General features: G+C 67.5%; 28 protein-coding genes and 1 tRNA gene. 20 read left to right on the forward strand and 9 right to left on the reverse strand.

All coding sequences use genetic code 11. The features are described 5' to 3' along the window. Window positions 1-44: 44 nt before the first annotated feature. The 4 genes from F5544_RS46205 to glmM all read left to right on the forward strand — a co-directional run bounded on the left by F5544_RS46205 (window position 45) and on the right by glmM (window position 4,341). A complete protein-coding gene (locus tag F5544_RS46205) occupies window positions 45-1,661 on the forward strand; it encodes a hypothetical protein (RefSeq protein ID WP_238847106.1) in 1,617 nt (538 codons plus the stop codon). Window positions 1,662-1,827: 166 nt separating this feature from the next. Continuing rightward, complete coding sequence (gene rplM, locus F5544_RS05805; RefSeq protein ID WP_167472222.1) at window positions 1,828-2,271, forward strand: 50S ribosomal protein L13; 444 nt, start codon at window positions 1,828-1,830, stop codon at window positions 2,269-2,271. Further along, the gene (gene rpsI / locus F5544_RS05810) at window positions 2,268-2,777 is read left to right on the forward strand and encodes a 30S ribosomal protein S9 (RefSeq protein WP_167472223.1); all 510 of its coding nucleotides are present in this window, start codon (window positions 2,268-2,270) and stop codon (window positions 2,775-2,777) included. The genes rplM and rpsI overlap by 4 nt, the downstream gene beginning before the upstream one ends. Before the next feature lie 187 nt (window positions 2,778-2,964). Then, entirely contained in the window at window positions 2,965-4,341 is a 1,377-nt protein-coding gene (gene glmM, locus F5544_RS05815) for a phosphoglucosamine mutase (protein WP_167472224.1), read from the forward strand. Between the two features lie 80 nt (window positions 4,342-4,421). On the opposite strand, the gene F5544_RS05820 is transcribed toward glmM, so the two are convergent. Next, entirely contained in the window at window positions 4,422-6,074 is a 1,653-nt protein-coding gene (locus tag F5544_RS05820) for an ABC-F family ATP-binding cassette domain-containing protein (protein ID WP_174867278.1), read from the reverse strand. A gap of 165 nt (window positions 6,075-6,239) precedes the next feature. Here F5544_RS05820 and F5544_RS05825 point away from each other — a divergent pair, with 165 nt between their 5' ends. The 5 genes from F5544_RS05825 (at window position 6,240) to F5544_RS05845 (ending at window position 9,609) form a co-directional block, all read left to right on the forward strand. After that, entirely contained in the window at window positions 6,240-6,434 is a 195-nt protein-coding gene (locus F5544_RS05825) for a PspC domain-containing protein (RefSeq protein WP_167472226.1), read from the forward strand. Between the two features lie 100 nt (window positions 6,435-6,534). Then, window positions 6,535-6,837, forward strand: coding sequence for a DUF6802 family protein (locus F5544_RS05830; RefSeq protein ID WP_167472227.1), 303 nt, complete (start codon window positions 6,535-6,537; stop codon window positions 6,835-6,837). Window positions 6,838-7,093: 256 nt separating this feature from the next. Further along, window positions 7,094-7,417 (forward strand): hypothetical protein, encoded by a 324-nt coding sequence (locus F5544_RS05835; RefSeq protein WP_167472228.1) that lies wholly within the window; start codon window positions 7,094-7,096, stop codon window positions 7,415-7,417. A gap of 19 nt (window positions 7,418-7,436) precedes the next feature. Continuing rightward, window positions 7,437-9,209 (forward strand): hypothetical protein, encoded by a 1,773-nt coding sequence (locus F5544_RS05840; RefSeq protein ID WP_167471221.1) that lies wholly within the window; start codon window positions 7,437-7,439, stop codon window positions 9,207-9,209. A gap of 49 nt (window positions 9,210-9,258) precedes the next feature. Continuing rightward, complete coding sequence (locus F5544_RS05845; protein WP_167472229.1) at window positions 9,259-9,609, forward strand: hypothetical protein; 351 nt, start codon at window positions 9,259-9,261, stop codon at window positions 9,607-9,609. A 78-nt stretch (window positions 9,610-9,687) separates the two neighbouring features. Here F5544_RS05845 and F5544_RS05850 read toward each other — a convergent pair whose 3' ends face one another. The 3 genes from F5544_RS05850 to F5544_RS47010 form a co-directional block, all read right to left on the reverse strand. Further along, complete coding sequence (locus F5544_RS05850; protein ID WP_203217492.1) at window positions 9,688-10,812, reverse strand: site-2 protease family protein; 1,125 nt, start codon at window positions 10,810-10,812, stop codon at window positions 9,688-9,690. 74 nt (window positions 10,813-10,886) lie between these two features. Continuing rightward, window positions 10,887-11,987, reverse strand: a complete 1,101-nt coding sequence (locus tag F5544_RS05855) for a HesA/MoeB/ThiF family protein (RefSeq protein WP_167472231.1) — start codon at window positions 11,985-11,987, stop codon at window positions 10,887-10,889. An 18-nt stretch (window positions 11,988-12,005) separates the two neighbouring features. Next, window positions 12,006-12,128 carry a hypothetical protein gene (locus F5544_RS47010; RefSeq protein WP_275107015.1) on the reverse strand — a complete coding sequence of 41 codons (123 nt, stop codon included), beginning with the start codon at window positions 12,126-12,128 and terminating at the stop codon, window positions 12,006-12,008. A gap of 357 nt (window positions 12,129-12,485) precedes the next feature. Between F5544_RS47010 and F5544_RS05860 the strand changes: the two genes are divergently transcribed. Continuing rightward, the gene (locus F5544_RS05860) at window positions 12,486-12,896 is read left to right on the forward strand and encodes a DUF6640 family protein (protein ID WP_238847107.1); all 411 of its coding nucleotides are present in this window, start codon (window positions 12,486-12,488) and stop codon (window positions 12,894-12,896) included. A 20-nt stretch (window positions 12,897-12,916) separates the two neighbouring features. Beyond that, the gene (locus F5544_RS05865) at window positions 12,917-13,486 is read left to right on the forward strand and encodes a TetR/AcrR family transcriptional regulator (RefSeq protein ID WP_167472233.1); all 570 of its coding nucleotides are present in this window, start codon (window positions 12,917-12,919) and stop codon (window positions 13,484-13,486) included. Between the two features lie 304 nt (window positions 13,487-13,790). Here F5544_RS05865 and F5544_RS05870 read toward each other — a convergent pair. Then, window positions 13,791-13,864 (reverse strand) — tRNA-Ile (locus F5544_RS05870). Between the two features lie 89 nt (window positions 13,865-13,953). After that, entirely contained in the window at window positions 13,954-14,811 is an 858-nt protein-coding gene (locus F5544_RS05875) for a dienelactone hydrolase family protein (protein WP_167472234.1), read from the reverse strand. A gap of 36 nt (window positions 14,812-14,847) precedes the next feature. On the opposite strand from F5544_RS05875, the gene glmS reads away from it, so the two are divergent. Both glmS and F5544_RS05885 read left to right on the forward strand, forming a co-directional pair. Beyond that, complete coding sequence (gene glmS / locus F5544_RS05880) at window positions 14,848-16,728, forward strand: glutamine--fructose-6-phosphate transaminase (isomerizing) (protein ID WP_167472235.1); 1,881 nt, start codon at window positions 14,848-14,850, stop codon at window positions 16,726-16,728. 29 nt (window positions 16,729-16,757) lie between these two features. After that, window positions 16,758-17,171 (forward strand): YunG family protein, encoded by a 414-nt coding sequence (locus tag F5544_RS05885; protein ID WP_167472236.1) that lies wholly within the window; start codon window positions 16,758-16,760, stop codon window positions 17,169-17,171. Window positions 17,172-17,437: 266 nt separating this feature from the next. Here F5544_RS05885 and F5544_RS05890 read toward each other — a convergent pair whose 3' ends face one another. Then, on the reverse strand, window positions 17,438-18,643 hold the full coding sequence (locus F5544_RS05890; RefSeq protein ID WP_167472237.1) for an MFS transporter: 1,206 nt from the start codon (window positions 18,641-18,643) through the stop codon (window positions 17,438-17,440). Between the two features lie 113 nt (window positions 18,644-18,756). On the opposite strand from F5544_RS05890, the gene F5544_RS05895 reads away from it, so the two are divergent. Next, entirely contained in the window at window positions 18,757-19,248 is a 492-nt protein-coding gene (locus tag F5544_RS05895) for a MarR family winged helix-turn-helix transcriptional regulator (RefSeq protein ID WP_167472238.1), read from the forward strand. A gap of 31 nt (window positions 19,249-19,279) precedes the next feature. Here the strand turns inward: F5544_RS05895 and F5544_RS05900 are convergent, their stop codons facing one another. Further along, window positions 19,280-19,702 carry a cupredoxin domain-containing protein gene (locus F5544_RS05900; protein ID WP_167472239.1) on the reverse strand — a complete coding sequence of 141 codons (423 nt, stop codon included), beginning with the start codon at window positions 19,700-19,702 and terminating at the stop codon, window positions 19,280-19,282. 113 nt (window positions 19,703-19,815) lie between these two features. Here F5544_RS05900 and F5544_RS05905 point away from each other — a divergent pair, with 113 nt between their 5' ends. After that, complete coding sequence (locus F5544_RS05905) at window positions 19,816-21,258, forward strand: NAD(P)H-hydrate dehydratase (RefSeq protein WP_167472240.1); 1,443 nt, start codon at window positions 19,816-19,818, stop codon at window positions 21,256-21,258. Between the two features lie 116 nt (window positions 21,259-21,374). On the opposite strand, the gene F5544_RS05910 is transcribed toward F5544_RS05905, so the two are convergent. Continuing rightward, on the reverse strand, window positions 21,375-21,701 hold the full coding sequence (locus F5544_RS05910) for an ArsR/SmtB family transcription factor (RefSeq protein WP_167472241.1): 327 nt from the start codon (window positions 21,699-21,701) through the stop codon (window positions 21,375-21,377). Between the two features lie 66 nt (window positions 21,702-21,767). On the opposite strand from F5544_RS05910, the gene F5544_RS05915 reads away from it, so the two are divergent. The 5 genes from F5544_RS05915 to tsaB all read left to right on the forward strand — a co-directional run bounded on the left by F5544_RS05915 (window position 21,768) and on the right by tsaB (window position 25,676). Then, the gene (locus F5544_RS05915; protein WP_203217493.1) at window positions 21,768-22,106 is read left to right on the forward strand and encodes a putative quinol monooxygenase; all 339 of its coding nucleotides are present in this window, start codon (window positions 21,768-21,770) and stop codon (window positions 22,104-22,106) included. A 68-nt stretch (window positions 22,107-22,174) separates the two neighbouring features. Further along, the gene (gene alr / locus F5544_RS05920; protein WP_167472243.1) at window positions 22,175-23,365 is read left to right on the forward strand and encodes an alanine racemase; all 1,191 of its coding nucleotides are present in this window, start codon (window positions 22,175-22,177) and stop codon (window positions 23,363-23,365) included. Continuing rightward, on the forward strand, window positions 23,362-24,453 hold the full coding sequence (locus F5544_RS05925) for an alpha/beta fold hydrolase (RefSeq protein ID WP_167472244.1): 1,092 nt from the start codon (window positions 23,362-23,364) through the stop codon (window positions 24,451-24,453). Before alr ends, F5544_RS05925 begins: the two co-directional genes overlap by 4 nt. Continuing rightward, the gene (gene tsaE, locus F5544_RS05930) at window positions 24,446-24,898 is read left to right on the forward strand and encodes a tRNA (adenosine(37)-N6)-threonylcarbamoyltransferase complex ATPase subunit type 1 TsaE (RefSeq protein ID WP_167472245.1); all 453 of its coding nucleotides are present in this window, start codon (window positions 24,446-24,448) and stop codon (window positions 24,896-24,898) included. The genes F5544_RS05925 and tsaE overlap by 8 nt, the downstream gene beginning before the upstream one ends. Window positions 24,899-24,983: 85 nt before the next feature. Continuing rightward, window positions 24,984-25,676 (forward strand): tRNA (adenosine(37)-N6)-threonylcarbamoyltransferase complex dimerization subunit type 1 TsaB, encoded by a 693-nt coding sequence (tsaB, locus tag F5544_RS05935; protein WP_167472246.1) that lies wholly within the window; start codon window positions 24,984-24,986, stop codon window positions 25,674-25,676. Window position 25,677 lies beyond the last annotated feature (1 nt).

Consider the following 25,677-nt stretch of genomic DNA (forward strand, 5'->3'; position numbering starts at 1 on the left):
CCGAGAGTGAGCGTATCGGACGCACACCAGGCACACTTGAGCCTGTGACAGTGCGAGTAGGGGCAGTGCATCTCGGTTGGGATGTGGTGTCCGTGGCGGCGGGCGGCGGTGGCACACCGGTCCGTCCGGTGCAGGTGGAGGGTACGTATACGCCGCCGGCATACCTGCTGGCGGATTCGTCGGGACGGTTGCACACGGCGGGTGTGGACCGTCAGCGACCGGATCTCGGGATGGCCATCGCGGACGTGCGCGACATCCTCGGCCATCCGCAGATCGTGGTGGCTGGCGCGACCTGGCCCGCCGAGTTGGTGTTCCGCGCGCGGATGTACAACCCGCTCGCGGCGATCGGGAAATATCTGCGCGGCAAGCCGGATCTGGTGGCGCTGCCGTTCCCGGACGCCTGGCCGGACGAGAAGGTCGAGGTGTTCGCCGGGCTGGTGGAGAAGCTCGACGTCATCGTCGAGCCGCTGCCGGAATCGGTTGCGCTGTCGGGGTATATGCGCGCGCTCTCGTTGGTTTCGGCGCCGGATCAGCGTAATCCGAAGGGTGTCGGCGCCACCGGCATCTATTCCGACGGCCGGGCCATGCTGGTGGTCGCGGTGCACGGCGACGACGAGCAGCCGACCGAATCGGTCGACGTGCCGGTGACGCCGGAGGCCATGCGCGACGCCCGCTCCGCGGACAATGTGGTGATCGAGGCGATGGCCGCGGCCAGGTCGATCGGCGCGGACACCTCGACGGTGCTGCTCGCGGGCAACGTCTGCTTCAACGACCCGCTGCGATTGGCTTTCCAGAACCACCTCGGGCATCGGCTGCAGGTGGCCGATCATCCGATGCACGCGCTGGTGCTCGGCGCGGCGCATCTGTTGGTCACCGATACCGATTCCGTGGATCCATCGGAGGCGCAACCGGGTTCGTATCCGGAATCGGGCGCGCAGCAAACGGTTTCGCCGCAGCAGCCGGTTCCGCCTCGGCAGCCGCAGCAGCCCGCATCCCCTGCCGATCCGCCTGCGTCGCGTCCGCCGGTCGTCACCTACGGCCCCGGGTATCCCACCGTGCGGCCGTCCGCCGAGCCGCCGGTAAGCGAGGAGCCGACCACCCGGGTCACCCGCGAACTGCCGCCTAATCTCGCCGAATTCGGCAGCCGCTTCACCAGGCCCCCGGCCCAGCCGGGTGAGCCGGGGCCGCGGCCGAGTGCGCCGCCGTCGGGTCCGCTGCCCTCCGGTGCGGTGCCGACCGGCCCGCCGTCGGGCGCCGTGCCGACCGGTCAGGTTCCGCCGCTCGGCCCGCGCGGGCCGTATCAGGCCGAACAGCGTCCGTGGGGTGAGCCACCGAGTTCCGCCGAGGACGAGAGCAAGCGCAAGGGCAAGCGCTGGAAGAAGATGTTCGGTGCGAATGCCGTCATCGGTGCGGTCGCGCTCACCGGCGCACTGCTGCACGACCAGCAGGCGGTCCCGCAGGCCCAGCCGGTGCGGGTCGGCGGCGCGACCGTCTCGACCGCATGCCCGCTCACCCCGCGACTGCGTGACGAAGGGCACGGCGGCGCCGCCGTCATCGGCGATCCGGCCGCACCGGGTTGTTTGCCGGGCGCCGACACCCTGCGGTACGAGGTGCCGGGCAAACCGGGCACGCTCGATCCGGGCCCGCCGATCGTGATCTGACCGGATTCGGTCGGCCACGACCCGACTGGTATCGTGGCTCGTTGGCGTGTGGACGTCCTGGTGTTTTTCGCCGGGGCGCACACCGAGTCCCGGGTCTCCACCGGCCGCCGGGAACTCCTCGACCACTCGCCTGGCCGGCAACACCGACGACAGACAGGGAAGCACTGTGCCTACGTACAGCCCGAAGGCGGGTGACGTTACCCGCAAGTGGTACGTCATCGACGCCACTGACGTAGTGCTCGGCCGCCTTGCCGTGCAGGCAGCGAATCTGCTGCGTGGCAAGACCAAGCCGACCTACGCGCCGAATGTCGATGGTGGCGATTTCGTCATCATCATCAACGCGGACAAGGTTGCCGTCTCCGGCAACAAGCGCACCGACAAGCTGATCCACCACCACTCCGGGTTCCCGGGCGGCCTCACCTCCCGCACTGTCGGTCAGGTGTTGGCGACTCGGCCGGAGCGTCTCGTGGAGAAGGCCGTCAAGGGCATGATCCCGAAGAACAAGCTGGGCAACGCGATCGCGGGCAAGCTCAAGGTCTACGCGGGCCCGACCCATCCGCACGCGGCTCAGCAGCCCATTCCGTTCGAGATCAAGCAGGTGGCCCAGTGACCGCTCCCGAGGAATTCAACGAGGACATCGTCGAGGACGCGACCGTCGAGGTCGTCGACGAGGACTACGGCTACGAGTCCGCCGAGCAGGCGTCCTTCACCCCGGCTCCGATCGTCATCGATCGTCCGGTCCAGACCGTCGGCCGCCGCAAGGAGGCCGTCGTCCGGGTGCGTCTGCTGCCGGGCACCGGCAACTTCGTGCTCAACGGCCGCACCATCGAGGACTACTTCCCGAACAAGGTGCACCAGCAGCTGGTCAAGTCGCCGCTGGTGACGGTCGAGCGCACCGAATCCTTCGATGTGCACGCCCGCCTGGTCGGCGGCGGCCCGTCGGGTCAGGCGGGCGCGCTGCGCCTGGCCATCGCCCGCGCGCTGATCGAGGTCACCCCGGAGGATCGTCCCGCCCTCAAGCGGGCCGGCTTCCTGACCCGCGACCCGCGTGCCACCGAGCGCAAGAAGTACGGTCTGAAGAAGGCGCGTAAGGCGCCGCAGTACTCGAAGCGCTGATTTCGGCATCGTCGATCATCGTCGTCCGGCACCCTGGAGGGACCGGAGCCGGTATGGTCGGCGGCAAGCTGTACGAGAGCAGGCTTCCAGCACCGCTGGTTGCCTGCTCTCGTGCTGTATACAAGGTGCGGCGTGCCGATCGGCGGTATGGCGCGCACGCCGCGGATCGACCGATGAGGGGCGAGGTATGGGACGTTTGTTCGGCACCGACGGAGTCCGCGGGCTTGCCAATGAGTCGCTGAGTCCGGAACTGGCACTTCGGGTTTCGGGTGCGGCGGCACAGATTCTGAGCCGCGGTAAGAAGCGGGCGCTCGCCGTGGTCGGGCGCGATCCGCGCGCGTCGGGCGAGATGTTGGAGGCCGCCGTCGTCGCGGGTCTCACCGCCGCCGGAGTGAACGTGCTTTCCGTCGGGGTGCTACCGACGCCCGCCGTCGCTTATCTCACCGGTCTGTACGACGCCTGTCTCGGTGTGATGATCTCCGCATCACATAATCCCATGCCGGACAATGGAATCAAGATCTTCGCCGCGGGTGGGCACAAGCTGCCCGACGAGCTGGAGGATCGAATCGAGGCCATGATCGAGACCGGCACGCCGGTGCGGCCGACCGGTGCGGCCATCGGCCGGGTGCTCGGCGCGTCCGGGGCCCGCGATCACGGGCTGGTGATTCCGGAACAGTTCAGCGTCGCCGGGACGCACGAGCGGTATGTCGAACATCTCGTGGAGGCGACGGGCGTTGACCTGTCCGGGCTGACCGTCGTCGTCGACTGCGCGCACGGCGCGGCGGCCGAGGTCGGCCCGGCCGCCTACCGCGAGGCCGGCGCCGAGGTGATCGCCATCAATGCCGAACCCGACGGCTTGAATATCAATGATGGTTGCGGCTCAACGCATTTGGATCAGGTGCGGGCCGCGGTGCTGGAACACGGCGCCGATCTCGGGCTCGCACACGACGGCGACGCCGATCGCTGCCTCGCGGTCGACGCGACCGGTGCGGTGGTCGACGGCGATGCCATCCTGGCCATCCTCGCCCTCGCCATGCACGCCGCGGGCGAGCTGGCTGAGGACACCCTGGTCGCCACAGTCATGAGCAACCTCGGCCTGCACATCGCCATGCGCGCGGCCGGAATCACCGTGCGCACCACCGCCGTCGGCGACCGCTATGTGCTGGAGGAACTGCGCCGCGGCGGATACACGCTCGGCGGTGAGCAGTCCGGGCATGTGGTGTTCCCGCGCTACGGCACCACCGGTGACGGCATTCTCACCGGTCTGAAACTGATGGCGCGGATGGTCGAAACCGGGCGCGGTCTGGCCGATTTGGCGAGCGTGATCAGTACGGTGCCGCAGGTGTTGATCAACGTTCCGGTGAGCGACAAGTCCGCGGTCGCCGCATCGCCCGAAATCACCGACGCGGTGCGCGAAGCCGAGCGGGCGCTCGGGGAGAGCGGCCGAATCCTGTTGCGGCCCAGTGGGACCGAGGAGCTTATCCGGGTGATGGTGGAGGCGACCGATCCGGCGCAGGCCCAGCAGCTCGCCGACGACCTGGCCAAGCGGGTCGCGGCGGTCTGAGTACGGCCCGGCCTGATCGGACAAAGGCGCGACATCTACCGGGATTTTCTGGCAATCGCGGTCGAAATTGTCCGCTCAGGCTAGTTCCCCGTGAGGCGCCCACCGTCCATGTGCCAGCGGCGGGTGGCTCGGACGCTGTCCAGCATGCGGCGGTCGTGCGTTACCAGAAGCATTGTGCCGGTGAAGGATTCGACTGCCTGCTCCAACTGCTCGATCGCGGGCAGATCGAGGTGGTTGGTCGGCTCGTCGAGCACGAGCAGGTTCACCCCACGCGCCTGCAGCAGCGCCAGCGCCGCCCTGGTGCGTTCGCCGGGGGAGAGGGTTTCGCAGGGGCGCAACACATGTGGCCCGCGCAGGCCGAATTTGGCGAGCAGGGTGCGCACCTCGGCCTCCGGCCAGTCGGACATCTCCACGCCGAAAGTGTCGGCGAGCGAGGCATTTCCGCGGAACAGTTCGCGCGCCTGATCGACCTCGCCGATTTCGACACCCGAGCCGAGTGCGGCGGATCCGGTGTCCGGCCGCAGCTTTCCGAGCAGCAGCGCAAGCAGCGTCGACTTACCCGACCCGTTCGCACCGGTGAGCACGATGCGGTCGGCCCAATCCACCTGAACGGTGATCGGGCCGAGCGTGAAATCGCCGCGCGCGACGGTCGCGTTCGACAGCGTCGACACCACCGATCCGCTGCGCGGCGCGCTCGCGATGGTCATCCGGAGCTCCCACTCCTTGCGGGGTTCCTCCACCACCTCCAGCCGCTCGATCCGGCGCTGGGTCTGCCGGGCCTTGGCCGCCTGCTTCTCGGTCGACTCGGCACGCATCTTGCGGCCTGCTTTGTCCGAGTCCATCTTTCGCGGATCGCGCGCCTTACGCCGGGCGGTGCGCACGCCGTGCTCCAGCCAGTTGCGCTGCATCTGCGCCCTGGCCTCCAGCCCCGCTTTGGTGTCGGCGTACTCCTCGTAGGCCTCCCGCGCGTGCCGGCGGGCGATCTCGCGTTCGGCCAGATACGACTCGTAACCGCCGTCGTAGCTGTCCACCTGCTGCTGCGCCAGATCCAATTCGACGATCCGGTTCACGGTGCGCGCCAAGAACTCTCGATCGTGGCTGATCACCATGAGCGGCACCCGCACGCCGGTGACGAACTCCTCCAGCCGCGCCAGACCGTCCAGGTCGAGGTCGTTGGTCGGCTCGTCGAGCAGCAGAATGTCGAAGCGGGACAACAGGACCGACGCCAGTCCAGCGCGGGCCGCCTGCCCACCGGAGAGTCCGGTCATCGGGGTGTCCAGGCCGTTCGGCAGGCTTTCGGCGAGGCCGAGTTCGGCCGCCACCTCCTGCGCGCGTTGGTCCAGATCCGCGCCGCCCAGTGCCAGCCAGCGTTCGAGTGCGGGCGAATACTCGTCCGGGCCGCCGTCGGCGAGCCGTTCGGCGGCCGCGTCCATTGTCCGCTGTGCCGCCGTGACACCCGTTCTGCGGCCGAGGAATTCGAGCACCGTCTGGCCCGGCACCCGCTCCGGCTCCTGGGCCAGATAGCCGACGGTCGCATCGGGCGGGCTCAATGTGATGCTGCCCGTTGGGGTTCGGCCCTCGGCGAGCATGCGCAGCAGCGTCGACTTGCCCGCACCGTTCACGCCGACGAGGCCGATCACATCGCCCGGCGCCAACGTCAGATCCAGGTCGGCGAACAGGGTGCGCTCACCGTGTCCGGCCGACAGTCCGCGTGCGTGCAGTGTGGTTGTCACCCGACGAGTCTGCCGGGTGCGCGCGCCGCCCATCCGATCAGGGTTGGCCCTGAGTTCGCGTACCGGAGAAATCAGGGTCCGAATCGGTCGGCTTACCGATGGCAAGGCGCCGCTGCCTGGGCAGAGTTGATGGCGTAAACGATCACAACGACGAAAGCGGAGATCATGACCGTGCCAACCACCCGTCGGCTCACCCGTTCGGCGCACGACAAATGGATCGGCGGCGTATGCGGCGGCATCGCCGAATACTTCGGCTGGAACTCGACTGTCGTGCGATTGCTGTTCGTGCTCTCCTGCCTGTTGCCAGGACCACAGTTCGTTATCTACCTGGTCATGTGGTTGATCATCCCGAAGAAGTAGGGACACCCGGCTGCGCGCGGGACGCGTGGATGACAGGATGGAGCGATACCCCGCTTGCGCGCGGGATCCTCGCACCCACGAGTCCCGCTGAGGAGGAGCCATGATCACCTCGGGCGATTCCGACCATCTGCCCGACGTCGACGCGCACTCGTCGCTCGACGGCCTGGGCACGGTCGAACTGCACCACCCGACCCAGGACGTCACCGGTGACGGAATTCTCGACACCGTCACCGTCAACGACGCCCACGGCACACACATCTGGACCAGCACCCACCAGGACGGCATCGCCGATCACGTCACGCTGATCGACAAATCCGGCGACTACGCCGCCTGGGAGTTCCACCGCCACCCCGACGGCACCGCCGAATGGGTGCGCACCGATCAGGGCCACCTCAACAAATAAACCCGCCGGGACCGTCGCCGCGCCAACTACACTGGCGCGCAACGGCCCCCGAACACCCGCCCCTGCGAGGGGACACCGCGGCCGCAGGCTGCACTGATTCGCGCACCCCCGCGCGAATCAGTGGAACCTGCGGAATCATGTCGGTAGGTGCCGTGCCGCCGGAATTGACGGAACCGATCGCGTCCTGGAAACGTCCAAGGAAGTAGCGGTGGCGGGCGGCCGCCGACAGGGCGGATCCACGAGGAGGGGTTGCGGCATGGCCGGACAGACCATTACTGGCAGCATGGTTGTGGATACCAGCGAGTTGGCGAAGCTGGCCAACGAGCTGCGCACCTCTTCCAGCGCCGTCAAAGAGGCTGTGAAGAACATCACCGACAATCCGTTCAGCGCCAACGAGGCGGGCCGCAACTACTCGAAGCAGGGCGCCGAGGTGCACGCGGCCCTGGAGCGCGCCGCCAACTGGTTGAAGATCTGGGCCAACGCCACGACGGCCACCGCCGACGCGTTCGGCAAGTCGGCCATCACCTACAGCACGGTGGACGCGTCGAATGCCGACAAGACCACCGCGGGCACGAAGTAGCGGCGGGGGATTCGGTGCGATGACGATCGAAACGGGCAACCGGGAAATCGAGGAAATCCTCAACGACGGCACCAAAGGGTTGCAGTACTGGATCCAATTGGTGCCGCGCTATGAAAAGGCGTTCGGGTCGAATAACGGGCACAGCGTCCAAGATCTCGAGGCTCGCTACGACGAGCAGCGCGGTATGAAGGTCCGGATGCTCGAATCGGCCGCGGATGGGCTCGGGCGCGCGGCGGATGTCGCCGATAAGCAGTACGAGACGCAGAATTCGGAATTCAATCGGCTCGGCAGCCTGTGGCAGGGCAATGCCGCGAACGCCGGGCAGGAGATGTTCCGGCAGCAGCTCACCAATGCCCAGGAGGACAAGGGCAAGGTCCGTGCGGCCAAGGATGCCATCAAGGGGACCATCGGACCGTTTCGCGAGGCGGTGAAGGCCAAGGCGGAGTTCACCGCGAAGTTGGTGAACGATTCGGGGGAGGTGCGGGTCGACGGGAAGAGTCCCGAGGATATCGACACCATCATCGAGGGTGCGAAGGGCGAGACGCAGTGGTTCGATTCTTTCAGGTCGAACACTTTGTACGACAGAGTGGGAAAAATCTTCCCCGATCTGGATGTTTCGTTCATGTCCTCCTCGTCCGGAAGCTTCCTGCGGGGTTTCAATCCTTTTGCGGGGCTGTGGGATTCAGGTGATTCGCCATATGCGGAGAAGGTCAAAGATCGGTGCCAGAACTGGCTCAACGACGTCTTCAAGAAAGACTACGAACAGAAGTTGTCGACGTACGTCGAGCAGTGCAAAACCACCAACACCGCCTTCGAGACGCAGTACACGCTGATCACCAAGGCCATGGCGGATATTCAGGAGCGTTCGTATCCGCGTCCGGCCGATGAGGTGACGACAACGCCGGGTACCCAGCCGCCGACCACGGATCCCGGCCAACCGACGACTACTCCGGGTACTAATCCGCCGTCCACGACTCCCGGGACGCAACCGACGACTACTCCAGGGACAACTCCGACGACGACGCCGGGCACCACCCCGACCACCACGACGAACCCCACTTCACTCGATGGCCTCGCCTCGCTGAGCCAGGCCGCGCAGCAGTTGTCCTCGACCGCGTCCACCGTCGCCTCCACCGTCACTTCGGGCCTGTCCTCGCTGGGCACCACCATCGCCAGCGGTGTCGAGAAGGCCATCGAAGAGATCCAGAAGGTGATCAGCCCGACCGACACCTCGAAGACCGACGATCCGAGCAAGGGCGACCCGACCAAGGACGGCGCGGACAAGAACGGCGCGGACAAGAACAAGGGCGCGAAGCCGGTCGCCGAATTCGATCTCGCGGGCAAACATCTCAAGCTGGAAATGAAGGATGGCCAGCTGAAGCTGGTGGAATCCGCGGCCGACGGCAAATCGCACGAGTACACGTTGAAGCTCGACGAGCACGGCATGCCGGTCATCACGACGGAGGAGAAGGACGCCAACCCCGGCGATACCCCGCCGAAACCCGATGGCGCCCAGCCGAAACCGGACGACACTCACGCCAAGCCGGACGGTACGCAGCCCAAGCTGGATGGCACCCAGCATCCGCCGACGGCGGATAAGGACAAGCAGGAACACAAGGCCCCGGCCGCCGAAGACCCGCAGAACAAGTCGCAGATCCCGACCCCGCCCGTACCGCCGACCAAGAAGGAAGACGACGGCGAACACCGTCCGAAAGTGCCATCGGGCCAGGAGAATCAGCAGCCGAAGCCGTCCGACAGCGGCGCGGAACTGGCCGAGGCCGGTCCACTGTGAGGCGAAACATCCACGGCCGCACTCTGATTGACGCGCAAGGAGTAACGACATGGTGAACTGGCTCGCGGAAATCGAACAGGCCGCCGCCGAGCAGCGCCGCCGCTCGGCACTGCTGCTGGACGAACTCGACGAGATCAATCGCCGCACCGAGGAGAAGGGCCGCCAACTCGCCGAGCGCTCCGCCGCCGAAATGCGCGACTTCTGGGAGGAACACGCCGAGGCCCTGGAGAAGGCGCAGGCCGAGGCCGAGGAGAAGGAACGTCAAGAGGCCGAAGAACGCGAGCAGCGTGAGGCAATCGCCCGCTCCATGGCGGCTCGCAAGGCCAAAGACACCGTCGCCCCCATCGACGACGAGGACGAGGAGTCCGCTTACTACCGCCGCGACAGCTGGTTGGTCTAGGTCTGGTATGTGACGACGTTGGTGTGGGATCTCCTCGGACAGTGATCAGTTCGACCGCCCCGGTGTGATCCGATCGACTCAGCTAGCTCGCCGGTGTCGCCGCCGGAACCAGGTCACCGCCCAGATCAGGTGGAGGGTGCCGAGGATGAGGAGTACGACGACGCCGTCGGCGTTCGCGCCGAATGAGTGTTCGGGTCCGAGTCGGGTAGCGGCGCGGTAGATCAGGGTGAGGTCGGTGGGCAGGGTGAAGGCGGCGAGTGCGGCCAGGCACAGGGCCGTCCCGAGGACCAGGACCGCACTATAGGCGCGGACCGCTCGGCGTTCGTGCGGTGGCAGGGCGCGACTCGGATCCTCGTCATCGTTGCGCTGACGTAAGATCCGCTGCCGCAACCGTTTTGCGAGGTAGCGTGCGTAGGCGGCGCCGTCGCCGTACAGATCTCGGCATGCGGTGAGATCCTGCAATACGAAGTAGACATCCGTGCGCATGAAGACCATGAACTGGAATGGCAAGGGCAGCAGGGCGATCACCACGGTCGCGGCCAGAATCCGGTGCGCGGCTTGGTCGGTGACCGCGGCCACCAGGATCGCGAACGCGGCCACCGCGAGATTCACCGCCATTCCGGCGAGATACGCGGTGAGCCGATGTCGTCGCGGGGCGAATTCGATTCCGCTGATGTCGGTTTCGGCCACCAGGAACTGCAGGCGGGTGCTCAGGGTGATCCTGGCGGGTACACCGGTCGCCCGCGCGACCACGAAATGCGCCAGCTCGTGGACGAATACGAGCGTCCAGCCAGCGGTGACACTCAGCGCGAGCACCGCGCTGCCCGCCGGACTCCAGAGCAGATCCCGGTAGGTCGGCAGCAGATCGGGCCGCGCCACGAGTGCGACCGCGGCCGCGCACATCAGGCATACGAAGAGCACGGGAAGGACTGGGCTCAGCGCGAATCGCACGTGCTCCGGACGTATTCCGGGAAAGGAGGCGGGCGGCGCGGCGGCGTCGGGGACGGCCCGGCCGTCCACTTGGGCGATGAATCCCAGTTCCATCAGATCCTGGGCGAAGGAGAGTACGTCGAACTCCTGCCCCTCGGCTTCGCTCAGCCGCGTGGTCGCCTGTTCGATAGTGTTGCCCGCGCGCAGCAGGTCCAGGGCCGATGCGCCGACCCGTGGGATCGCGACGAAGCGGCGGGTGTCGAATCTGCCCACCAGCCACTCCTCGCCTTCCGGTCGAGTTGCCAAGTCGTACAGGATGATTCGGCTATCCACTCGAATGGGCGCGGTCACCGAGTGTCACCGCACCCCGGACAACCGGGACGCGGCGGAATGCGCTCCGGGGCAGTCGCTTCGAGGTTCGCCAGGTTCACCTCGTATCGAGATCCGGGTTCGAACGGTGGCGCACCGGTTAGTGCGGAGAGGGCGAAATGGGTGACCAGGTTGCCGGTGATACCCGCGGACACCGCGTTGACGGGGTGCCAAGGCAGTTGCGGTGCAAGACTTTCCACCGTCATACCGGCAGGCATTCTGGTGTCGCCGGATTCGGCGTCGCTATCGTGCGCGCACTCCCAGCAGGCGCCGGGGCCGTACATACCGGCCGACGTGCGCGGGCCGTGGTAGCCACCGACTACCCACGGCAGATCGGCGGCCAGACATTCGCGGTTGACCCATCTGCGGATATTGCGCGGTCGGTCGGCGCACAGTGCGAGCAGATCGTATCCAGGCCGGAGCAGTTCGGCGATATCGGACCGTCCGTCGACGCGCCGCTGCTCGCCGGTGACGAGCACCGTGGAGTTCAGCGCGCGCAGCCGATCCACCGCGGCTTCGACCTTGGGAGCGCCGATATCCTTCTCGCGGAACAGAATCTGCCGGTTGAGATTGGACAGGTCGACGGTGTCGAAGTCCACGCAGTGCAGGTGACCAACGCCGGAGGCGACGAGCCCCTGGGCGACGGTTCCACCGACACCACCGATTCCGATCAGCAGCACCCGGGATCGGTTCAGCCGCAACTGCATATCCCACGCAGTCGACCGCGGTGTGCGGTCGATCCAGCGCAGGAATGCCACACCGCGCGAATAGCGCTCCGGCTCCGGCAGTTCCGGCGGAACCGGAGCGCCCGCGTCCTCCAGGAGGCCCGCGTCCGAAAGCTGTTGCAGCGCCTCGGTCACGGGCGCTCCCGGAGATCCGGACCGCACCGCCGCGATGATCTCGCCGGGCGATCTCGTCCCGTCGAGCGCATCGATCAAGGTTCGGATCCAGCCGTCCGGATCAGCGATTTCCACCCCGATACCGTGGATTGTCGCGCCGATTCTGATGTTTCCGTCGACCGTCACATACGGAACGAGTTCCGGCTTGATCCGCGGCCGCACCATATCCACGGCGCGCATGGGTTCGATGTGGCGGGACTACGAGTTGGACGAGCCGCTGTCCCCCGTGGTCTCCTTCTTGTCCAGCGGCCGGATCGTGATCGCCGCGGGACGTTCGGTCGCCGGACGCTCGGTTACTTTGTCGGACTTCTTCGCGAACATGACAGAACTCCTCCGTGTTGGCGTTGATACACAACCCGGCCAGCGTCACCCTGTCGGTATGCACCCGTCAAAGGGCTGTATTCCCATGGGCGAGAAGGTATTCGGCTTCAGAGCACTTGGATGGTGTGCCGTCCGTTTCATGCGCTGCATCCGGCTGTGCCGAGCGATCGTGGGGAAATCTGGAAACCCTTGGTGGCTAGCGGTTTTTGCGTGAGCGCCGCCAGAGTGGCCCTTGACACTTCTAGGTCGGCGGCCTACCTTCAAGAGGAATCGGAATCGGATTCCGGTTCTGATCTGGAAGGGAGTTCTGTTATGACTGCCAAGCGGTTTTGGTCGGTGCCGCGTGTCGTTGTTGGCGTGGTTTTGTTGAATACGCTGGTTGGGCCGTTGTTGGCGGATCTGGTGATTCCGGATATCGCCAGGCGGCATCTGCATAATCCGAATTGGCCGCCGCATGCGAAGTTCCACGATGCGCAGTACATCGGGATGGGGGCGTTGCTCGGGGCGATCGGGTTGCGAATCCTGGTGCGGCGCAAGGGGGATCAGCGGGCGCAGTTCTATTTGGCCGCGGCGCTCGGTTCGGTGACGTGGCTCGGGATGTGGGGTGCGCTGCTGTTTCCCGGTACCGCGGCGCAGGATCCCGAGTTCGCGGCCGACTCGCGCAAGGTGCTCGGCATTGATTTTCAGCTGTTCATCGCGCTGGTGATGCTGGTCGGGCTGTCGGCGGCGGTGACGGTGGAGCGCGCCCGCGCGGTAACCTCCCGCTGACCATCGAACGACGGAGCAGGATGAATTCGACACCGACCACCCGCAAACTCCGCACCGACGCCGCCCGCAACCGCGACCAGGTGCTTGCCGTAGCGGTCGCACTGTTCGCCGAGCGCGGCGACGCGGTGCAGATGGCGGATGTCGCGCGCGCCGCGGGTGTCGGGGTCGGCACCGTCTACCGGCATTTCCCGACCCGCCGCGCGCTGATCGAGGCGGTCGCGCAACAGCGGTTCGCGGGCATCCTCGACCACGGGCGCCGCATAAATCTGTCGAATACCGATACACGGCAAGCGCTTTCGGATTTCCTCACACACGTCGCCGAGGTACACGAACAGGGTCGCGCGCTCTCGCGCATCATCGCGTCGACCCTCGGCGACAACCAGCCGCACGGCGAAACCCGTATCGCCCTAGCCGAATTCGGCGAGGAACTACTGGGACGCGGCCGCGCCGACGGAACCGTTCGCCAAGACGCCACAGTCGCCGACCTCTACATGATCGTCGGCGCCGTCGCCATGATCAGCCGCGACGCCGTCGGCGATTGGCATCGCTACATCGAACTCGCGCTCGACGGCCTGCGCCCGCAGCCGTGATGTCGTCGGGCGGGTGTTCGGCGGCCTGCGCCCGCCGCCGTGATGTCGTTGAGCTCGCACTCGACGAGTTGCACACACACGGCTGTGATGTCGTTGGGCTGGTGCTCGATGGCTTGTGCCCGCGGCCGTGATGTCGTTGAGCTCGCGCTCGACGCCCTGAGACCGCGGTGCTGGTGTCGTTTCATCGGGCTGCGTTTCGGCGCTTGCGGCAATAGTCCCGGTGTAGTCATTGAGTGCGCGCTCGATGGATGAGACCACGGTCCTATGTTGTTTGGGTGCAGCTCTTTTAGAGATGGGTGGCCTGTGCTCCCGGCAGGGCTTGAACCTGCGGCCGTCACTGTATAAGAGTGCTGCTCTGACCTGCTGAGCTACGGGAGCTTAGGTCTGGGTGGTGGGAGTGATCGCGTTGATTCGGTTGGGGCGCCGAGGTTTTCCTCGGTCGGTGTTGCTTACGCAGCGAAACGGCGTCAGCGCCGCAGCAGCGAAACCACTTGCAGCGGTGATATTTTCGGCTTCTCTTCCTCGCGCGGAGCCGTCGGGTCCACCACCGTCGTGTGCGGAATGATCGCGTCCGGGTCGGCGAAGGCCGCGTACGTCTTGTCGCGCGCCAGCTTGTGCAGTAGGTAGCCGGTGAGTAGCGCACGCGTGGTGCGCGCGGTCTTGGCCTCGTGCTTGCCCGCACCGAGCGCGGCGAGCGCCCGCCTGCCCTCGGTGATCCCGTTGTGCGAGGCGTTGTCGATGGTGCGCAGCACCGATGGACCGCCCCAGGCGGCGGCCAGCGGTATCGCGTTCGAGCTCACCGATTCGATATCGGTGGCGCCGGCCAGGATCAGCGCCGGAATATCGATATCCGGTGCGAGGGTCTCCGCGGACGGCGCGGTCGGCGCCGGGAACAGCGCGGCGACCGCGGCCACCGGGCGCTGCGCGGCCGCGATCACCGCGGCGCCCGCGCCCATGGCGTGTCCGGCCAGCGCGAGTCGCTCGGGATGCACGCTGACCGAACCGTCGCCGAGCCGCACGCCCGCGCAGATATCGAGGGTGGTGAGCAGATCGGTGGCCAGGCCGAGATGTGACGGAATCGGCCCGCGCTCGGTGTCCGGGGCCGCGGCGACAATGCCCCACGACGCTAGATGCTCCAGGGTGCCGCGATAGTTGGCCGCGCCGGTCAGCCAGCCGTGGCCGAAGGCGACCGCGGGCAGATTCAACCCGGACTCCGGGGTGAACACAACGCCGGTCTGCCCCGCGATGCCGAGATTGCCGCGCAGTACGCGGTGCGGACCCCGGCTGGTCAGGGTGCTCAGTAGCGATTTCACAGACGCCGACACGACGTGAACGTTATCCGATAAGTAGTGTGGTGAGCCATGTGCGGAATCGTTGGCTACGTCGGGTATCGGGACGCGCTCGGCGTTGTCGTTGACGCGTTGCGCCGCATGGAATATCGCGGCTACGACTCCGCGGGCGTGGCGATCCTGGACGGCGCGGGTGGTCTCGCGGTGGAACGCAAGGCGGGCCGACTGGCCAATTTGGAGGCGGAGCTGGGCGAAACCGGCACCGATCACTTCGCGGGCACCACCGGTATGGGACACACCCGCTGGGCGACGCACGGCGCGCCCACCGACCGCAACGCCCACCCGCACCGCGATGTGACCGGCAAGGTCGCCGTGGTGCACAACGGCATCATCGAGAATTTCGCCCCGCTGCGGCGCGAGCTGGAGGAGGCCGGGGTCGAGCTGCGCAGCGACACCGACACCGAGGTCGCGGTGCACCTGGTGGCCCGCGCCTACGCCGCGGGCCCGACGGCGGGCGATTTCGCGGCGAGCGCGCTGGCCGTGCTGCGCCGGCTGGAGGGCGCGTTCACGCTGGTCTTCACCCATTCCGACCATCCGGACATGATCGTCGCGGCGCGCCGGTCCACCCCGCTGGTGGTCGGCGTCGGCAAGGGTGAGATGTTCATCGCCTCCGATGTCACCGCGTTCATCGAGCACACCCGCGAGGCGGTCGAGCTGGGCCAGGATCAGGCCGTGGTGATCACCGCGAACACCTACCGGGTGACCGACTTCTCTGGGAATACCGACGGCGTGCGCACCAGGCCGTTCACCATCAACTGGGATATGGCCGCCGCCGAGAAGGGCGGTCACGACTACTTCATGCTGAAGGAGATCGAGGAGCAGCCGCGCGCCATCGCCGACACGCTGATCGGGCACTTCAGCCACGACCAGAACGGCGGCCGGATCGTGCTGGACGAGCAGCGCCTGGCCGATCAGGAGCTGCGCGAGGTCGACAAGGTTTTCGTCGTCGCGTGCGGCACCGCGTACCACTCGGGACTGCTCGCCAAGTACGCGATCGAACACTGGACCAGGCTGCCCGTCGAGGTGGAGCTGGCCAGCGAATTCCGTTACCGCGACCCGGTTCTGGATCGGTCGACCCTGGTGGTGGCCATTTCACAGTCGGGCGAGACCGCCGACACGCTGGAGGCGGTGCGCCACGCCAAGGAGCAGAAGGCCAGGGTGCTCGCGATCTGCAACACCAACGGCGCGCAGATCCCGCGCGAATCCGATGCCGTGCTCTACACCCGCACCGGCCCGGAGATCGGTGTCGCCGCGACCAAGACCTTCCTGGCGCAGGTGGCCGCGAACTATCTGGTGGGCCTCGCGCTCGCGCAGGCGCGCGGCACCAAGTACCCGGACGAGGTGGCGCGCGAATTCGCCGAACTCGAGGCGATGCCGAGGCTGGTCGAGCAGGTTTTGGCGACCCACGAGCAGGTGAAGGCGGTGGCGCGCAAGTTCGCGCACGCGCCGACCGTGCTGTTCCTCGGCCGCCACGTCGGCTATCCGGTCGCGCTCGAAGGCGCCTTGAAGCTCAAGGAACTCGCCTATATGCACGCCGAGGGCTTCGCCGCAGGCGAACTCAAGCACGGCCCGATCGCGCTGATCGAGGAGGGCCTGCCGGTGATCGTGGTGATGCCGTCGCCGAAGGGGCGCGCGGTGCTGCATTCGAAGCTGCTGAGCAATATTCGCGAGATCCAGGCGCGCGGCGCGCACACCATCGTCATCGCCGAGGAGGGCGACGACACGGTCCGGCCGTTCGCCGACGACCTGATCGAAATCCCTTCGGCGCCAACGTTGTTCCAGCCACTGCTGTCGACCGTCCCGCTGCAGATCTTCGCCGCGGAGGTCGCGCAGGCGCGCGGCTACGACGTGGACAAACCGCGCAATCTGGCGAAGTCGGTAACTGTCGAATAAGACTGTCCCGCAACGGATATCGTCCGGGTATGCGCTGCGCACAACCATGGGACCTGTTGCGGCTCGACCGGGCGTTGCGGGCCAGTTGGTCCGCCGACACCTGCTCGCCCGATGATCTGGAGCGGTCGGGCTGGGATCCGGCCAATCCGGCACTAGGGCACTGTGACATTACGGCGTTGCTGGTCAACGACCTTTTCGGCGGTGAGCTCGTGGTTGGTGAGGTCTATCTGAGCGGGGTGCAGCGCGGCTTCCACTGGTGGAACCGGCTGCCCAGCGGTATCGAATTCGATCTGACGCGCGAGCAGTTCCGGCTAGGCGAGATCGTCAAGGGGGCTGACGCCGTCGAGCGCCCGAAGGGGCCGACCCGGCACCGGTGGGCGGAGTATCTGCGGCTGCGTCAGCGAGTGAGCAAGCATTTGGGCCCGCTGCCCGAACCCATCTAGGCGAGAGGTACCCGGCCCGGTGCGGGCTGAGGTTCTTCCGGCAGAACCCATTTGGCGAGTGCCTCGCACCGGAGCTCGGCCCAGTGCGGACTGAGGTCGGACTTCGTCCGGCAGTGCCGATTACGGGAGAGGAATTCGGCCCGGTGCGGGCTGAGTCCGACAGAGCCCATTGACGAGGGTCTCGCACCCGAACTCGATGGCCCGGAGTCGTTGGGACTCCGGGCCATTGGCGTCGCGGGCAGGGAAAGGGGCGAATTCCGGATGAGCTAAATCCGGGATTGCGTTGCACCGACCAGTTTTTCGGCCGGGATCACCGAATCCCGTGCGGCGGTGGACCGTTCCAGCCTGCTGGAGATCACGGCCAGTCCCAGCGCGACCGCGACCAACCCGACGCCGACCCAATTCGGTGCGGTGTAATCGAATCCGGCCGCGATCACCAAGCCGCCGAGCCAGGCCGAGATGGCGTTGCCGAGATTGAACGCACCGATATTGAGTGCCGAGGCCAGGGTCGGTGCGGCGGCGGACTGGTCGAGCACTCGCTTCTGCAGCGGCGGTACGGTCGCGAAACCCAGTGCGCCGATGAGGATTACGGTGATGGCGGCGGCCGGTTTGCTGTGTGCGGTGACGGTGAACAGCGCCAGTGCCAACCCGAGCCCGGCCAGGCTTCCGTAGAGCATTCGCATGAGGTGTTTGTCCGCGTATTTGCCGCCGATCAGGTTGCCGAGGAAGAAGCCGACGCCGAACAGCACGAGCAGCCAGGTGACCGAACTCTCCGCGTATCCGGTGACCTCGGTCATCATCGGCGCCAGGTAGGTGATGGCCGCGAAGACACCGCCGAAGCCGAGCACCGTCATCGCCATGGCGAGCAGGACCTGCGGATTGCCGAGCACGGCAAGTTCGTGCCGCAGCCGGGCATCGCGCGGGGCGGGCTGATTCGGTACCAGCGCGGCGACGCCGACGAGCGCGGCCAGGCCGACCAGCGCGACGAGCAGGAAGGTGACCCGCCAGCCGAACTGCTGGCCGAGCAGGGTGCCGAGGGGTACGCCGATGACGGTCGCGACGGCGAGCCCGGTGAACATCAGCGAGATCGCCTTGGCTCGGCGGTCCGGCGGGACCAGGCTGCCCACGACCACCGAGCCGATGCCGAAGAAGGCGCCGTGCGCCATCGACGCGACGATGCGCCCGGTCAGCATGAGCCCGAAAGCCGGTGCGACGGCTGACAATACGTTTCCCGCGATGAGCAGTCCCATGCTGGCGAGCAGCATGCGCTTGCGCGCGATCCTGGTGCCGATGCCGGTGGTGATGGGCGCGCCGACCAGCACGCCGAGCGCGTAACCGGTGACCAGCAGTCCCGCGGTGGGGATGGATACGGCGTAGGTGTCCGCGATATCCGGCAGCAGGCCGACGACGACGAATTCGGTGGTGCCGATGGCGAACGCCCCCAGTGCCAGGGCGAGGAGTGCGAGCGGCATGGATAAGACCTCCACATGTCATTGCGTCCGAGGTTTACAGTCGAGAACAATAATTGCGTGCGCGTGCTAATTGCAAACGCGGGCTATTTCGAATCTGGGCTATCCTGGATGGCATGACCGCGGACGCCGCTCTGACCGGCCTGGCCGATGGCTGGTACGCCCTGTCGCTGCTGCACGACCGGATCGAGGCGCATATCGAGCGCGCCCTGCAGACCGGCCACAACCTGAGCGTGCGCGAGTACTCGCTGCTGGTCGTGCTGAGCCGTCAGCACGACGGGCCCGGCGGACATCTGCGGATGAACCAGGTCGCCGAGGCCGTCGTGCTCAGCCAGAGCGCGACCACCCGCCTGGTCACCCGGCTGGAGGATCGCGGGCTGCTACAGCGCTACCTGTGCCCGGACGATCGCCGCGGGATCTACACCGACGTGACGCCCGACGGTCTCCGGCTGCTCGCCGAGGCCAGGCCGACGCACGATGCCGCACTCGCCGGCGCGCTCGGGCAGGCCGCCGCCAATCCCGGACTGGCACCGCTGGTTTCGGCGGTCGAGGCGTTGAACTCGGCCGGGTCCGGGGGAATTCGCCCGCGCGACTACCACCCGGTCTGAGCTATCCGAATTCAGGTGGCGGACAGCGCGATTACTGTGCCGTGACGGTGCCGCGCATCTCCGGATGCAGCGAGCACATATAGCGATAGGTCCCGGGTGCGGTGAATGTGTAACTCCACTCGCCTTTGTCGAAGATGGGGCTGTTGATACCCATGGCCTTGTCGCCGATGCCCTGCACGCTGTGTGGGAAGCGGTCGTGGAATTTCCAGGTCACCGTGTCGCCCACCTTCACCGTCAAATCGGCCGGGCTGAACTTCATATCGGCGACATCGACCGTGATCGTCGCCGGTTTCGGCGCGCCAGGCGCGGCGCTCGCCGAACTGGCCGCCGCCGTCGTCGTTTTCGCGGCCGAGCCGGAATCGCCGCCACCGCAGCCCGACAGCAACATCGTTGCCGCGACGGTGAGCGCGGCGGTGACCGGCACGAACCCAGCGCGAAGACTGACAGTTGGCATGGTTGTCAAGCGTAGTCGGCGCCGCCGGCGAACCCGCGTCGGGCCGCGGCGACGCCGATAGTGGCGGACAATGTGACGAACGAGAGCCGAGCGACTCAGTGGAGGCGAGCGCCATGTCCCAGCGGGGTTACTTCACCGCCGACGAAGTGCGGGCGGCGGAGGCCGAACTGTTCACCCGGGTGCCGGATGGCGTGCCGATGCGGCGGGCGGCGCACGGGCTGGCCACCGTGGTCGCGGGCGAATTGCGGGCGCGCACCGGCGGGGTCGCGGGGCGGTCGGTGACGCTGCTGGTCGGCTCCGGTGACAACGGGGGTGACGCCCTGTGGGCCGGTTCGATGCTGCGGCGGCGCGGTGTCGCGGTGTCCGCCGTGCTGCTGAATCCCGAGCGTGCGCATGCGAAAGGTCTTGCCGCGCTGCGTAGAACCGGCGGCCGCATCGTGGCGGAAAGCGGCACACCGGATTTGGTGATCGACGGCATCGTCGGAATCTCCGGTCGCGGCCCGCTGCGGCCGCGGGCCGCGGAACTCGTTGCCGCGCTGGATGTGCCGATCATCGCGGCGGACCTGCCGAGCGGAGTCGATCCGGATACCGGCGCGGTGTCCGGGCCAGCCGTGCGCGCGGACGTCACGGTCGCCTTCGGCGCGTACAAGCCGGTGCACGCGCTGGCCGCGCCCTACTGCGGCCGAATCGAGTTGGTGCCCATCGGTTTGCGCCTGCCCGAGCCGAATCTCGCAGCGCTGGAACCGTCCTCGATCGGCGAGTCCTGGCCGGTGCCCGGCCCCGCCGACGACAAATACACCCAGGGAGTCACCGGAATCTGTGCGGGTAGCGCCACCTATCCGGGCGCCGCCGTGCTGTGCACCGGTGCGGCCGTCGCGGCCACCTCCGGCATGGTCCGCTACGCGGGGACCGCGGCGCATGACGTTCTCGCGCGTTTTCCGGAAGTAATTGCCGCTGAGGATGTTTCGAAAACCGGCCGGGTTCAGTCCTGGGTGTTCGGACCGGGTGCGGGAACCGATGCCGAGGCCCGCGATCGGCTGGCCGAAATCCTGGCCACCGACCTTCCGGTGGTGGTCGATGCCGACGGCCTCACCCTGCTCGCCGCCGACCCGGACCTGGTCCGCAATCGCCCGGCGCCGACCGTATTGACCCCGCACGCAGGCGAATTCGCCCGTCTCACCGGTCGCGAGGTGGGGGCGGACCGGGTCGCCGCCGTGCGCGCCCTGGCCGAATCCTGGCAGGTCACCATCCTGCTCAAGGGCCGGGCCACGCTCGTCGCCGATCCGGGTCGAGTGGTTCACGTCAACGAGGCGGGTGGCTCGTGGGCCGCCACCGCCGGTGCGGGCGACGTCCTCTCCGGCATCATCGGCGCACTCCTCGCCGCGGGCCGACCCCCGGCCTGGTCCGCCGCGGCCGCCGCCCGCGTCCACGCGCTGGCCGCGAATCTTTCGGCCCACGAGGAGTTTTCGGCCGGTGCACCGACCTCCGCCGCCCCGCTGCTCGAACACATCCGCCCCGCCATCCGGGTACTGCGTACCCTGGCCACGGCAGGCTGAATCCGGTGGCGCTGGTCGCCCGCATTCGCTGGCCGTCGCGGGCTGATCAGCGCTGCACCGGTTTTCGATCAAGGTTGCGAATTCGTTTGTACGCGAACGCTGCTCATCGACCAGCCCTACGAATGCGATTCTCGTTCGCCCTCCGCCTGAAGAAGTTCCAGTAGCCCCGGGAATCGGGCCGCGACCTCGGCGCGGCGCAGCTGGGCCATATTGCTGTTGCCGCGGTTGACCTGACGGATGAGACCCGCGGTGCGCAGGGTCCGGAAGTGGTGGGTCAGTGTGGCCTTCGAGACCGGCAGGTCGAAGGAGACGCAGGTGCGTTCGGTGCCGTCCGGCTCGGCGAGCAGGGCCACGATCACGCGTCTGCGATGGCGATCGGCAAGTGCGGCGAGGACCGTGCCCAGGTCCATCTGCTCGGGGGTCGGCTCGTCGATATCGGGCAAGGCGGCCTCTCACGTAGGTACGATTTGCTTCTTACCTCAGATCGGCCTAGCGTCCGAGGTATGGAAATGATCATACCTAATCTCGACAATATTCCATTCGCGCTGGTCGGGGTCGCGCGTGCGAAACCGGAACGCGCGGCCGAACTGCGCGAGCTGCTGCTGTCGTTCGTCGCGCCGACCCGCGAGGAGGACGGCGCGCTCGAATATCACTGCCACGAGGACAGCGCCGAGCCGGGCAATTTCGTGTTCTACGAGGTGTGGCGGTCGAAGGCGGACCTGGACCGGCACCTCGAACTGCCGCATATGCGGGAGTTCCTGGCGCGCCGGATGGACTATCTGGAGCGCGACTTCGACATCAAATTCCTGACGATGCACAGCCCCTATCCGCGACCGATCAATGCCTGACGGCCGCAGCTCACCGACCCGGAACGAGAGCACGAGCGGATAACGCGCTCGCCGGACCACGGTCCAGGATGGCAGGATCAACAAGCGTGAATGCGCAAGTGGAGACGGTCATCGATCTGGAAGCCATCGCCCATAACGTGCGGGTCCTGCGTGCATACGCCGGTGACGCCGCCGTGATGGCGGTGGTCAAGGCGGACGGCTACAACCACGGCGCAGTCGAGGTGGCCCGAGCAGCCGTCGCGGCAGGGGCCGCCGAAATCGGTGTCACCACCATCGACGAAGCCCTCCAGCTGCGCGCGGCCGGGCTCACCGTGCCGATTCTGTCCTGGCTGAACGGATCTCACGCCGACTACGCCGCCGCGGTCACCGCCGATATCGAAATCGGGGTGTCCTCCGTCGCGGGGCTCCGGTCCGTCGAACGGGGTGCGCGGGAAGCGGGGCAGACCGCGACGGTGACGCTGAAGGTGGACACCGGACTCAACCGCAACGGCGTACCACCGCACGAACTCCCAGAGCTCCTCCCCGCGCTGCGGAACCTGGTCGACGAACAGGTGGTGCGGTTCCGCGCCGTCTTCTCCCACCTCGCCCGCGCCGACGAACCGAACCATCCGGCCAACGACCGCCAGCGCGACCGGTTCCTCGACGCCATCGCCGCGGCGAAGGAGCACGGCCTGGAACCGGAACTGGTGCATCTGGCCAACTCCCCGGCCACACTGCTGCGACCCGATCTGGCCTTCGATATGGTCCGCCCCGGCATCGCCATGTACGGGTTGAACCCGGTGCCGGACCTCGTCGACGCGGATCTGCGGCCGGCGATGACCTTCCAGGCGCGGGTCGCCCTGGTCAAGCGGGTCGCGGCGGGGGAGGGCGTCTCGTACGGCCACGAATGGGTGGCGCCGCACGACACCACCGTCGCACTCATACCGGCCGGTTACGCCGACGGCGTCTTCCGCTCGCTCGGCGGCCGCTTCGAGGTGCTGCTCGGCGGTGTGCCGCGCCCGAGCGTCGGCCGGATTTGTATGGACCAGTTCGTCGTCGACCTCGGCGACAATGCCGAGGGCGTCCAAGAGGGCGATATCGCGGTGCTGTTCGGCGGCGGTCCCGGCGAACCGCGGGCCCAGGATTGGGCCGACCGGCTCGGCACCATCCATTACGAGATCGTCTGCGCGCCACACAGCCGGGTGGTCCGGCGGCATGTCGGCGGAGCCGAACTCACCCACCCCCGATCGGCTCCACCTCCCCCTGCGAGCACCCGATGACCCGACGGACCCGCGTGGCGGTGCAGGGCGGGCTGGCCACGGCGGGCGTCGTCGCCGCGCTGGCCGGGGTGCACGCCCTGCGCCGCGCGGGTGCGCATGTGCTGTGGCCCGCCCGGCGTGACGAATATCGCGACGAGGACTTCGGGCTCATCGAGGCCGATCGCTCCGGCACCGTCACCACCGCCGACGGTGTCGAGCTCGCCACCAGGGAATGCGGCCCTGCCGATGCGCCCGTCACGGTGATATTCGTCCACGGTTTCTGTAACACCATGGAGTCCTTCCACTTTCAGCGTCGCGATCTCGAAAAGCGCTGGGGCCCAAGGGTGCGGCTGGTGCTGTTCGATCTGCGCGGGCACGGCCGATCCGGCACGCCGAGCACCGAGAGCTGCACCGTCGCACAGCTCGGCCGCGACCTGGTCGCCGTGTTGGAGGCCGCCGTACCGACCGGACGCGTTGTGCTGGTTGGGCATTCGCTCGGCGGGATGGCGGTGCTCGCGGCCGCCGCGCAATTCGCCGACCTGTTCGCCGCCAGGGTGATCGGGGTCGGACTGCTGTCGACGGCCGCCGCCGAGGTCACCGCCGCGGGCATCACCCAGCTGCTGCGCAGCCCGGCCATCGACGGATTCCGGCTGGCCGTGCACACCGCACCCGCGCTGGTGCAGGCCGGACGCAGTACGGCGCGACATGTGATCACGCCCATCCTGCACGTCAGCTCGTATCACGGTCCGGTGAGCCCGACGCTGTCCCGCTTCACCACGCACATGATCGATCGCACACCCGTGGAAACCATCGTGAAGTTCCTGAAGGCGATCGAACTGCACGATGAATCCGCGGCGCTGCCGACCTTGGCGAATACACCGGTGCTCGTGATCGGCGGCATGCACGATCTGGTCATCCCGTTCCGCAACTCCCGCGCGCTGGCCGCCGCCCTGCCGAACAGCGAGCTGATCCGGCTCGCCGAGGCGGCGCACATGGCGCATCTGCAGTTCCCGGATATCGTCAATGCCGCGCTCGACCGGCTGCTGGTCCGGGCGGGCGCGATCGAACCGGAAGGGCGCCAGCAGGAATCGGAGGTGGTGGGTGGCTGAGCGACAGGAGCGCGTCCTGCCGACCGTCGAGGATACGGAGGCGCTGGGCCGCGAGTTGGCCGCCGGACTGCGCGCGGGCGATCTGGTGGTGCTCGACGGACCGCTCGGCGCGGGCAAGACGGCGCTGACCCGAGGTATCGCAGCCGGGCTCGGCGTGCAGGGCCGCGTGAGTTCGCCCACGTTCATCATCGCCCGCCAGCACCGTGCCGGGCAGCGAGACGGTGCGGACCCGGTGCCCCTGGTGCACGTCGACGCGTACCGGCTCAGCGGCGACCTGGACGAGTTGGACGCGCTGGATCTGGACACCGACCTGAATCAGGCTGTGGTGGTTGTGGAATGGGGTCGCGGCGTCGTCGAACATCTCACCGACCGGCACCTGCGGGTGCTGCTCTCGCGGGAACCCGATTCCGAGGTGCGCACCGCCGTCTGGGAATGGGTGGACTGAGCTCCGCCCCGGGCGGCAGGCGCTTGCCGCCGACGGGGTGGGTAAACTCCTTGCGCAGCTACCACCCGGTATCGTTGGGGCAATCATGCTTGTACTAGCTGTCGACACCGCGACACCCGCCGTTACCGCGGGATTGGTGGAACTGGAGCCCGCCGCAGGCGCGGCACATCCCGCCCAGGTGCGCACCATCGCCACCCGGGTGCGGGTCGACGCTCGCGCACACGCCGAGGTGCTCACCCCGCAGATCCTCGAATGCCTCACGGAGACAGGACGTTCCAGATCCGAGCTGGCCGCCGTGGTGTGCGGGGTCGGGCCGGGACCGTTCACCGGTCTTCGGGTCGGCATGGCCACCGCCGCCGCCTTCGGTGATGCGCTCGGCATTCCGGTGTACGGGGTGTGCAGTCTCGACGCGATCGCCGCCGACGCCGCCGCGGATCTGGCCGAGGGCGCCGAACTGCTCATCGTCACCGACGCGCGCCGCCGCGAGGTCTACTGGGCGCGCTACCGTGACGGCGCTCGCATCGCCGGACCCGATGTGAGCAAACCGACCGACCTGGATTTCGGGCAGGCCACGGTGATCGCCGGATCCGCCTCGCACGTCGACTTTTTCGATCTTCCGGTGCTCCCGGTGGAGACGCCGTCCCCGGCCGGACTGGTGCACATCGCGACCCCCGAACTGCTGTCGTACGCGGTGCCGGAACCGATGGTCCCGCTGTACCTGCGCCGCCCCGATGCCGTCGAGAACAGCTACCGCACCCTCGACCGGACAGGGGCATGAC

Origin of the sequence: Nocardia arthritidis (genome assembly GCF_011801145.1) — a bacterium.
Taxonomy (GTDB): domain Bacteria; phylum Actinomycetota; class Actinomycetes; order Mycobacteriales; family Mycobacteriaceae; genus Nocardia; species Nocardia arthritidis_A.

Bases quoted from the DNA above. Each gene is read 5' to 3' on its own strand.
- F5544_RS05895 (WP_167472238.1), top strand. From the start codon at position 18,757: ATGACCGCGGACGCCGCTCTGACCGGCCTGGCCGATGGCTGGTACGCC.
- F5544_RS05825 (WP_167472226.1), top strand. From the start codon at position 6,240: ATGACCGTGCCAACCACCCGTCGGCTCACCCGTTCGGCGCACGACAAA.
- F5544_RS05835 (WP_167472228.1), top strand. From the start codon at position 7,094: ATGGCCGGACAGACCATTACTGGCAGCATGGTTGTGGATACCAGCGAG.
- tsaB (WP_167472246.1), top strand. From the start codon at position 24,984: ATGCTTGTACTAGCTGTCGACACCGCGACACCCGCCGTTACCGCGGGA.
- F5544_RS05830 (WP_167472227.1), top strand. From the start codon at position 6,535: ATGATCACCTCGGGCGATTCCGACCATCTGCCCGACGTCGACGCGCAC.
- F5544_RS05890 (WP_167472237.1), bottom strand. From the start codon at position 18,643: ATGCCGCTCGCACTCCTCGCCCTGGCACTGGGGGCGTTCGCCATCGGC.
- F5544_RS05925 (WP_167472244.1), top strand. From the start codon at position 23,362: ATGACCCGACGGACCCGCGTGGCGGTGCAGGGCGGGCTGGCCACGGCG.
- F5544_RS05845 (WP_167472229.1), top strand. From the start codon at position 9,259: ATGGTGAACTGGCTCGCGGAAATCGAACAGGCCGCCGCCGAGCAGCGC.
- F5544_RS05840 (WP_167471221.1), top strand. From the start codon at position 7,437: ATGACGATCGAAACGGGCAACCGGGAAATCGAGGAAATCCTCAACGAC.
- glmS (WP_167472235.1), top strand. From the start codon at position 14,848: ATGTGCGGAATCGTTGGCTACGTCGGGTATCGGGACGCGCTCGGCGTT.
- F5544_RS05885 (WP_167472236.1), top strand. From the start codon at position 16,758: ATGCGCTGCGCACAACCATGGGACCTGTTGCGGCTCGACCGGGCGTTG.
- alr (WP_167472243.1), top strand. From the start codon at position 22,175: ATGGCAGGATCAACAAGCGTGAATGCGCAAGTGGAGACGGTCATCGAT.
- glmM (WP_167472224.1), top strand. From the start codon at position 2,965: ATGGGACGTTTGTTCGGCACCGACGGAGTCCGCGGGCTTGCCAATGAG.
- F5544_RS05905 (WP_167472240.1), top strand. From the start codon at position 19,816: ATGTCCCAGCGGGGTTACTTCACCGCCGACGAAGTGCGGGCGGCGGAG.
- F5544_RS47010 (WP_275107015.1), bottom strand. From the start codon at position 12,128: ATGTTCGCGAAGAAGTCCGACAAAGTAACCGAGCGTCCGGCGACCGAA.
- F5544_RS05865 (WP_167472233.1), top strand. From the start codon at position 12,917: ATGAATTCGACACCGACCACCCGCAAACTCCGCACCGACGCCGCCCGC.
- F5544_RS05855 (WP_167472231.1), bottom strand. From the start codon at position 11,987: ATGCGCGCCGTGGATATGGTGCGGCCGCGGATCAAGCCGGAACTCGTT.
- F5544_RS05915 (WP_203217493.1), top strand. From the start codon at position 21,768: ATGATCATACCTAATCTCGACAATATTCCATTCGCGCTGGTCGGGGTC.
- F5544_RS05900 (WP_167472239.1), bottom strand. From the start codon at position 19,702: ATGCCAACTGTCAGTCTTCGCGCTGGGTTCGTGCCGGTCACCGCCGCG.